At 71.0% G+C, this 7,420-nt stretch carries 6 protein-coding genes; all 6 read right to left on the bottom strand.

Translation table 11 applies throughout. The features are described 5' to 3' along the window. Positions 1-106: 106 nt before the first annotated feature. The 6 genes from HMPREF3159_RS10175 to HMPREF3159_RS10150 all read right to left on the bottom strand — a co-directional run bounded on the left by HMPREF3159_RS10175 (position 107) and on the right by HMPREF3159_RS10150 (position 7,301). Positions 107-1,345, bottom strand: coding sequence for a glycosyltransferase (locus HMPREF3159_RS10175; RefSeq protein ID WP_070500931.1), 1,239 nt, complete (start codon positions 1,343-1,345; stop codon positions 107-109). Between the two features lie 207 nt (positions 1,346-1,552). After that, positions 1,553-2,059 (bottom strand): YbhB/YbcL family Raf kinase inhibitor-like protein, encoded by a 507-nt coding sequence (locus tag HMPREF3159_RS10170; RefSeq protein ID WP_070500930.1) that lies wholly within the window; start codon positions 2,057-2,059, stop codon positions 1,553-1,555. Positions 2,060-2,120: 61 nt separating this feature from the next. Then, the gene (locus tag HMPREF3159_RS10165; protein ID WP_070500929.1) at positions 2,121-3,395 is read right to left on the bottom strand and encodes a carboxylate--amine ligase; all 1,275 of its coding nucleotides are present in this window, start codon (positions 3,393-3,395) and stop codon (positions 2,121-2,123) included. A gap of 82 nt (positions 3,396-3,477) precedes the next feature. Continuing rightward, the gene (locus tag HMPREF3159_RS10160; RefSeq protein ID WP_246821603.1) at positions 3,478-4,734 is read right to left on the bottom strand and encodes a carboxylate--amine ligase; all 1,257 of its coding nucleotides are present in this window, start codon (positions 4,732-4,734) and stop codon (positions 3,478-3,480) included. 60 nt (positions 4,735-4,794) lie between these two features. Continuing rightward, positions 4,795-5,703, bottom strand: coding sequence for a sugar ABC transporter permease (locus HMPREF3159_RS10155; RefSeq protein ID WP_070500927.1), 909 nt, complete (start codon positions 5,701-5,703; stop codon positions 4,795-4,797). Between the two features lie 20 nt (positions 5,704-5,723). Further along, positions 5,724-7,301 (bottom strand): ABC transporter permease subunit, encoded by a 1,578-nt coding sequence (locus tag HMPREF3159_RS10150; protein ID WP_070500926.1) that lies wholly within the window; start codon positions 7,299-7,301, stop codon positions 5,724-5,726. Positions 7,302-7,420: the final 119 nt, after the last annotated feature.

Raw genomic sequence — 7,420 nt, 5'->3', positions numbered from 1 at the left:
GGGCGGGAGACGGGGGCGGGGACCGGCCGGGCGGCGACGCGGCGGGCAGGGGTCGCCGGGCGCGTCGGCGAGGTGCGGACCGCGGGGATCGTCCCGGTCGTGGTGCTCATGCGGTCACGACCGGGCGCGAGATGATCCGGGCGGGCCTGCGGCGCAGGCTCTGGCGGTACACCTCGAGCACGTGCCGACCGAAGTCCTGCGCCCCGCAGGTCGCCTGCGCGTGCTCACGGGCCGCGGTCGCCATCTCCTCGCGTCGGCGCGGGCCGTCCAGCAGCGCGGACAGGTGGGCGGAGAACTGCTCGGCGTCCTCGTACTGCCAGCCCGTGCGCCCCTCGATGACCACGCTCGCCAGCGACGGGTCGCGGCGGCACAGCAGCGGCAGCCCGCAGGCGAGCGCCTCGATGAAGGTCAGGCCCTGGGTCTCGCTGAGGGAGGCGCTGACGAACAGCTCGCCGATCCGGTACCAGCGCTGCACCTCGGCGGGATCCGCGACGCCCGCGAAGCGGACCTGGTCGGCGATCCCGAGCGCCCGGGCGTGCGCCTCGAGCTCCGGGCGGTAGGGCCCGTCCCCGACGAGCACGAGCACCGTGTCCGCCCGGCCCGCGGCCGCGACCATGTCGAGGACCTCCTCGAGGTTCTTCTCCTTGGCCAGGCGCGAGACGGAGACGATCACCCGCTGCTCGGGGGCGATGTCGAGCCCGCGGCGCAGCGCCCGGACGTCCTCGTGCTCGACCTCGCTCGCGGCGGGGCGGAAGCGCTCGAGGTCCAGGCCCGTCGGCACGATGTGGACGGGGGAGCGGACCCCGTAGCCGGTGAGGATCCGCTGGACCTTCGCGGTCGGGACCACGACGGCGTCCGTCCCCGCCAGGACCCGGCGGGAGAAGGTCTTCACGACCTTCCGGCCGACGGAGCGGCTGGGGGAGGAGTAGTGCGTGTAGTCCTCGTAGATCGTGTGGTAGGTGTGCACCAGCGGCACGGCGAGGGTGCGGGCGATGCGGCGCGCCCACACGTGGGTCGAGAACTCGCACTGGGAGTGGACGACGTCCGGTCGCCAGCGCAGGATCTCGCGCAGCACGCGGCGGCTTGCGGGCATGCCGATCCGGGCGCGGTCGTAGACCATCGAGGCGGAGACCGAGCCGATGCGGTAGACGCCCTGCTCGCTGCGGGTGCGGATTCCCTGGGACAGCGTCAGCACCCGCACGTCGCAGCCGAGGGCGAGCAGCTCGCGGCGCAGGGTCTGGACCGAGGCGACCACCCCGTTCACCACCGGTTCCCACCAGTCGGTGGTGAGGAGCACTCGCAGGGGACGGGTCGGCTCGGCGTCCTGGCGGGGGCTCGGGCGCATCCTGGTCACGTTCACCCCTCGAGGTTCGCACGTGGTCGCGCCGAGCGCCTCCGCCGAGCGGAGGAGAGGGGTCAGACCGTGGTCTGATCCTGCCTCCGACGCCTGGTCGTGCCTGGTCCGCGTGCTCATGCTCCGAGCCTATGACCGGTGCCCAGGGGCCAGAACCGGGCGCGCCCGACGCGTCGCGGAGAGTTTCCCCCTAGTGCGTCAGCCCGTCACCTGGTAACGGGCCGTGAGCGACGTCGACGCCAGCTGCTGGGTGAAGATCGCGAAGCGCGCCTGGACGTTGGCGGCCCCGTGCTCGACGCCGAGGGTCTCCACCGGCAGGGCGTGGATCGAGAACTGGTAGCGGTGCGGCGCACCGGCGGGCGGCTCCGGCCCGTCGTAGCCGACGTTCCCGAAGTCGTTCACGGCCTGGCGGATCGGCGAGTCGGCGTCCTCGCGGGCCACGCCCTGCGGCAGCGACGCGGCAGTGGCAGGGATGTCCCAGGCGACCCAGTGCCAGAAACCGGAGCCAGTCGGGGCGTCCGGGTCATAGCAGGTGACCGCGAAGGACCGCGTCCCCTCGGGAGCATCGCTCCATGCGAGATCGGGGGAGAGGTTCTGCCCGCCGAGGGCCTCGACGAGCTGCGGCGGGGCGACCACCGTCCCGTCCGGCGTGGCGGAGGAGGTCAGGCTGAAGGTCTCGTCGGATTCGGTGACGTTCTCGCTCATGCCGATCAGCCTAGGCAGGGCGCGCGGAGAAGTCGACCGGACCGCGCCGGTCTCCCGCCCCTCAGAAGCCGTCGGCCGAGGGGCGCGGGTAGTGCTGGAGGAACTTCTTGACCTGGTTGATCTTCGCGGCGAGCACGTAGAAGCGGCGCCTCGCGCCCTCGACCCCGTAGGCGAGCGGGTGCACGGTGCGGCGCTTCCCGATCTCCCGCACCCGGGTGCGCAGGTCCGGGTCGATGATGTAGCGGCGCAGCAGCGGCCACGGCACGATCGAGTAGAGGATCTCCTCGCGCGGCACCAGCCGCTCCATCTCACGCTGCTCGACGAGGTCCGCCACCACGGGCAGCGCGACGTTCGCCCCGGCCGCGGTCATGTAGTAGTTGTTCCGGCCGATGCGGGGGTTGACCTCGAAGAACTTCCCGACCCCGTCGCGGGGGTCGATCTTCACGTCGAAGTTGGCGTAGCCGCGGTACCCGGAGTGGTGCAGGAAGCGCACCGACTGCTCGAACACCTCCGGCAGGTCGGTCGTGAACATCGCCGCCGGGTTCCCCAGCGCGCCGGGGGTGTGCTCCTCCAGCAGCACCTGCGCCCCGCCGAGCAGGGTGACCCGGCCCTGGGTGTCGACATAGGCGGTCACCGACAGCATCGAGGTGTCGTCGCCGGGGATCATCTCCTGGACCACGAAGCGGTCCTGGTAGCCGGCCTCCGTGAGGCGGCCGACGAGGTCGAGCAGCTGGGCGCGGTCCTCGATCTCGTAGACCTTCCGCTTGCCGGGGAAGGAGACGGCGTTGTACGCGGAGGAGCGGGAGGCCTTGGCGACCACGGGCCAGCCGAGGTCCAGCTCCGGCACCTCCGGCGCCGTGCCGCCCTCGAAGTCGAGCACGACGGTGCGCGGTGTGGCCACGCCGATCTCGGAGCACATCTGGGAGAAGGTCGCCTTGTCCGCGACGGCCTCGAGCACGTCGTCGTCCAGCAGCGGCAGGTGGAAGAGCTCGCCGAGCTCGTCCCGGTGCGCGGCCAGCAGCGCGACCAGGAAGTCCGCGTTCGCCAGCAGCACCGGGCGGGTGCCGCCGGGGCGGGCGGCCTTGTCGCGTCCCACCTGCAGCAGCGCCGCGACCATGTCCTCCTCGGAGGCAGCCATGCCCAGCTCCACGGTGGTCAGGATCGAGGAGTCTGCGACGGGGCCGGCGACCTTCCGGGTCACGACCGTCGAGGTGATCCCGTACTTCTCGTGGAAGGCGCGGGCCAGGGCGTAGATGCCGATGTCGCCGCCGAGCAGCACCAGGTCCACCTCGGGGGTCGACACGGCGGTGCAGGGGCGGGGCGGGGTGTCGGGCATCAGAGGGGTCCTTGTCGGTCGTGCGCGGTGCGGGAGAGGTGAAGCGGTGGGCTCGGGGAGCGCCGGGACGTGCTGCGGACGCTCAGAAGCCGGTGTCGGTGGGGCGCGGGTACACGGCGCGGTACTTGCGCACGAAGTTCAGGCCGGAGACGACCGAGTAGGCGCGCATCCACAGGCCCTCAGGACGGTACCGGAAGGGGTTGCGCAGCCCCCGCCGCGCCACACCTCGGACGTGCTCGCGCAGGGCGGGGTCGCGCACGTACGAGAGCACGAGCCGCAGCGGCAGGATCGTGTACAGGATCGGCCGGGTGACGCGCACCTGCGCGATGTCCCGGCCGTGGACCCGGTCCTCGACGACGTGCCGCGCCACGGGCTCGCCGGCGGCGGTGACGTAGTAGTTGTTCCGGCCGATGCGGGGGTTGATCTCGAAGAAGCACTCCCGGCCGGTGCGCGGGTCGACCTTCACGTCGAAGTTCGCGAAGCCCACGTAGTCCACGTGGTCCAGGAAGCGCTCGGCGGCCGCGGTGAGGGAGGGGAAGTCCCCGGTGACCATCGCGGCGGGGCGGCCCAGCGCCTCCGGGGTGTGCTCGCCCAGCAGCACCTGCGCCGCGCACAGCAGCGTCACCCTCCCGCGGCTGGAGCGGTAGGCGGTGATCGAGCGCTGCGCGGTGTCGTCCCCCTCGATCAGCTCCTGGAACAGAAAGCGCCCGGTGAAGCCGGCCTCCCGCAGGGACCGCACGAGGGCCTGCTGCTCCTCTGCGGACTCGAGGAAGAACACCTTCTTCTTCCCGGGGAAGTCGACGTGGTGGTACTCGGCGGTGTTCGCGGCCTTGCCGACCACGGGATAGGACCAGGGCAGCTCCTCGTGCCCGTTCCAGTCCGGCTCCCCGGCCCGGGAGAAGTCGAGGATGACGGTGGGGACAGTGTCGATGCCGAGCTCCCCGCAGATCTCCGCGAACTCGGCCTTGTCCGCCAGGCGCGACAGCAGCTGGGCGTCGACCTGCGCGAGCAGGTAGTGCGGCTCCAGATCGGCGCGGAATCGATCGATCAGCTCGATGAGGGAGTCCGCGTTGGTCAGCAGCAGCGCCGGCCGGCCGGCGGGGCGCTGGGCGGCCAGGTCGATCAGCGCATCGCGCAGGTCCTCGTCGCTCGCGTCGGCGCCGAGGGTGACGAGGTCCGTCGTGACCGTGCGCTCGTTCATCGCCACCGGGGTGCGCACCACGGTGGTGCAGCGCATCCCGTACTGGGCGTGGAAGGCGATGGTGAGGTTCAGGGAGTTCAGGCCGGCCCCGAGCACGACGACGTCGAACCCGGGGTCGGTCACAGGAGCTGAGGGCATGGCCATGATGGTAATGCGGGAAGCGCGCCCTCCCGGTCGCCGCCGCGCCCCGGGAAGTCCTCAGCCCTTGACGGCGCCCGCCGTGGAGCCGCCGACGATGTACCGCTGCAGGAACTGGTAGAGCACGATCACCGGGACCATGACCATCACGGAGCCCGCGGCGAAGACGCCGAGGTTGTTGGAGCGGTCCGAGGAGAACATGCCGTACATGCCCACGGCAAGGGTCTTCTTCGAGTCGTCGGTGAGGAAGATCGAGCCGATCAGGAACTCGCTCATCGAGCCCACCAGCGCCAGCAGCAGCGTGGTGGCGAGGATCGGGGTCATCGAGGGCACGAGGATCCGGGAGAAGGTCTGCCAGTGGGTCGCGCCGTCGAGGATCGCGGCCTCGTCCAGCGACTTCGGGATCGTGTCGAAGAAGCCCTTGATCAGCCAGACCTGGCCCAGCGAGCCGCCCAGCAGGACCGCGATGTAGCCGGCCAGGGTGTTCAGCCCCAGCATCGGCACGGCGTCGCCGAGGTCTGCGATCATCGTGTACACCGCGATCATCGACAGGATCGCGGGGAACATCATCACCAGCAGCACCGCGAGCATCCCGCCGCGCCGACCGCGGAAGCGGAAGCGGCTGAAGGCGTAGGCGGCCAGCAGCGAGAGGAACACCTGCACGACGGCGACCACGCCGCAGACGATGATCGTGTTGAGATACCAGCGCAGGAAGTTCGCGCGCTCGCCGGAGAGCATCGCGGCGTAGTGCTCGAAGGTCACCCCGTCGGTGGGGATCAGCCCGGTCGCCGACAGCGAGCCCGAGGGGTTCACCGAGGCGGACAGGACGAACAGGATCGGGAAGACCGCGAAGGCGACGGCGAGCAGGCCGACGACGTGGCGCCAGCCGATCTCGGCGAACCAGCGGCCGAAGGGCATGCGGTGCGTGGCCGCGGCGGGCGCGGTCGCGGAGGAGGCGGTGGTGCTCATGGGGGATCCCTTCCGCGGGCTCAGTTGACGTCCTCGAGGACGTTCGTGAATCGGAACTGGATGGTGGCCAGCACGCCGGTGAGGACGAACAGGCAGACCGAGACGGCGGAGGCGAAGCCGAAGTCCGCTCCCGAGCCGCCGAAGGCGATCCGGTAGATCATCGAGATGAGGATGTCGGTCGCGCCGCGGGCGGAGCCGTCCGGGAAGGGCCCGCCCTCGGTGAGCAGCTGGATGGCGTTGAAGTTGTTGAAGTTGAAGGCGAAGGACGAGACCAGCAGCGGCGCGACCGCGACCAGCAGCAGCGGCAGCACGATCCGCGAGGTGCTCTGGAAGCGGGAGGCGCCGTCCATGCGCGAGGCCTCGGTGAGCTCGTCGGGGATCGCCTGCAGGGCGCCGGTGGAGACGATGAACATGTACGGGAAGCCCATCCAGAGGTTCGTCAGCAGCACGGCGGCCTTCGCGAGGGTCGGGTCGCCGAACCAGTTCAGGTCCAGGTGCAGCAGCTCGTTGAGCAGGCCGAAGTCGCGGTTGTAGAAGTTCGACCAGACCAGCAGCGAGATGAATCCGGGGATCGCGTACGGCATGATCAGCAGCGAGCGGTAGACCCGTCGGCCCTTCAGGCGCTGGTCGTTCAGGACCAGTGCGAGGGCGAAGCCGAGCGCGAAGGTCAGCAGCACCGAGCCCGCCGCGAACACCAGCGTCCAGGCGAAGGCCGCGCCGAACTGGCCGGCGATCGCGGAGTTGGTGAACAGCCGCTCGTAGTTCGCCAGGCCCACGCTCTGCAGCCAGCCCTGGGAGAAGGCGCGCTCGCCGTTCTCGTCCACGAAGCACTGCTCGTCGCCGACGGTGCCCACGGTGTAGACGGCGCCGGTGGAGGTGTCGGTGATGGTGTCGGCCGCCTCGTCGTACTGCAGGACCGTCGAGCCGACGAAGGCCTGGTTCACGCCCAGCGGCCGCACCGCGGTCTTCTCGTCCACGGGGACGGAGAGCTCCATCAGCTCGTCGTAGACGGCGTTGACCTGGTTCGCGTCCAGCACCTCGAGGCCGGCCACTTCGGTGACGCGTCCGTCCACGACGGTGACCGAGTCCGCAGGGACCTCCTCGAGCGGGGTCTCCGCGTCGCCGCGGTGCACCGTGCCGTCGGCCGGGTCCACGAGGTAGAGCTCGTAGGGGCCCTCGGCCGCGGAGCCCGAGGTCGCCACGGTCATCGCGTAGCGCGGCGCGTCCGGGGACTGCTGCACCGAGTTCGCCACGATCGAGGCGACCGCCTGCTCCTTCGTGCCGCGTGTCCCGTCGCCGTAGTTGGTGAACGAGTAGCCGACGGTCAGGGCGATCGGCAGGATCAGGAAGACCGCGAGGAAGAAGGTGCCGGGGAAGAGGTACTTCCCGGGCACGAAGCGCTTGGTGGAGTAGAGGGCGAACATCGCGATCGCGGCCACCAGCAGCACCGCGAGCCACATCCAGGACTGCTGGGCGATGAGCACGGGGGCGATGAACACGGTGACCGCGAGGGTCGCGCCGAGCACGAGGACGCGCGCGAGGATCGCGGGGACCGTCGTGGAGCGCGACCGGTGCGCAGGGGCGTGCGACGAGGTCATGAGGCGACTGTGCCTTTCAGGAGGGGCGCGGGAGGAGCGGGCGCGCGGACGGGCCCGGGTCCTCGCACCGACGAGCGATGCCGACGACGGGGCGCCGGCGGATGCCGCGCGGGGCGGCG

It is taken from the genome of Brachybacterium sp. HMSC06H03, from assembly GCF_001807385.1.
Taxonomy (GTDB): domain Bacteria; phylum Actinomycetota; class Actinomycetes; order Actinomycetales; family Dermabacteraceae; genus Brachybacterium; species Brachybacterium conglomeratum.
This window is presented reverse-complemented; position numbering and strand designations above follow the sequence as displayed.

Bases quoted from the DNA above. Each gene is read 5' to 3' on its own strand.
- HMPREF3159_RS10170 (WP_070500930.1), bottom strand. From the start codon at position 2,059: ATGAGCGAGAACGTCACCGAATCCGACGAGACCTTCAGCCTGACCTCC.
- HMPREF3159_RS10155 (WP_070500927.1), bottom strand. From the start codon at position 5,703: ATGAGCACCACCGCCTCCTCCGCGACCGCGCCCGCCGCGGCCACGCAC.
- HMPREF3159_RS10165 (WP_070500929.1), bottom strand. From the start codon at position 3,395: ATGCCCGACACCCCGCCCCGCCCCTGCACCGCCGTGTCGACCCCCGAG.
- HMPREF3159_RS10160 (WP_246821603.1), bottom strand. From the start codon at position 4,734: ATGCCCTCAGCTCCTGTGACCGACCCCGGGTTCGACGTCGTCGTGCTC.
- HMPREF3159_RS10150 (WP_070500926.1), bottom strand. From the start codon at position 7,301: ATGACCTCGTCGCACGCCCCTGCGCACCGGTCGCGCTCCACGACGGTC.
- HMPREF3159_RS10175 (WP_070500931.1), bottom strand. From the start codon at position 1,345: ATGCGCCCGAGCCCCCGCCAGGACGCCGAGCCGACCCGTCCCCTGCGA.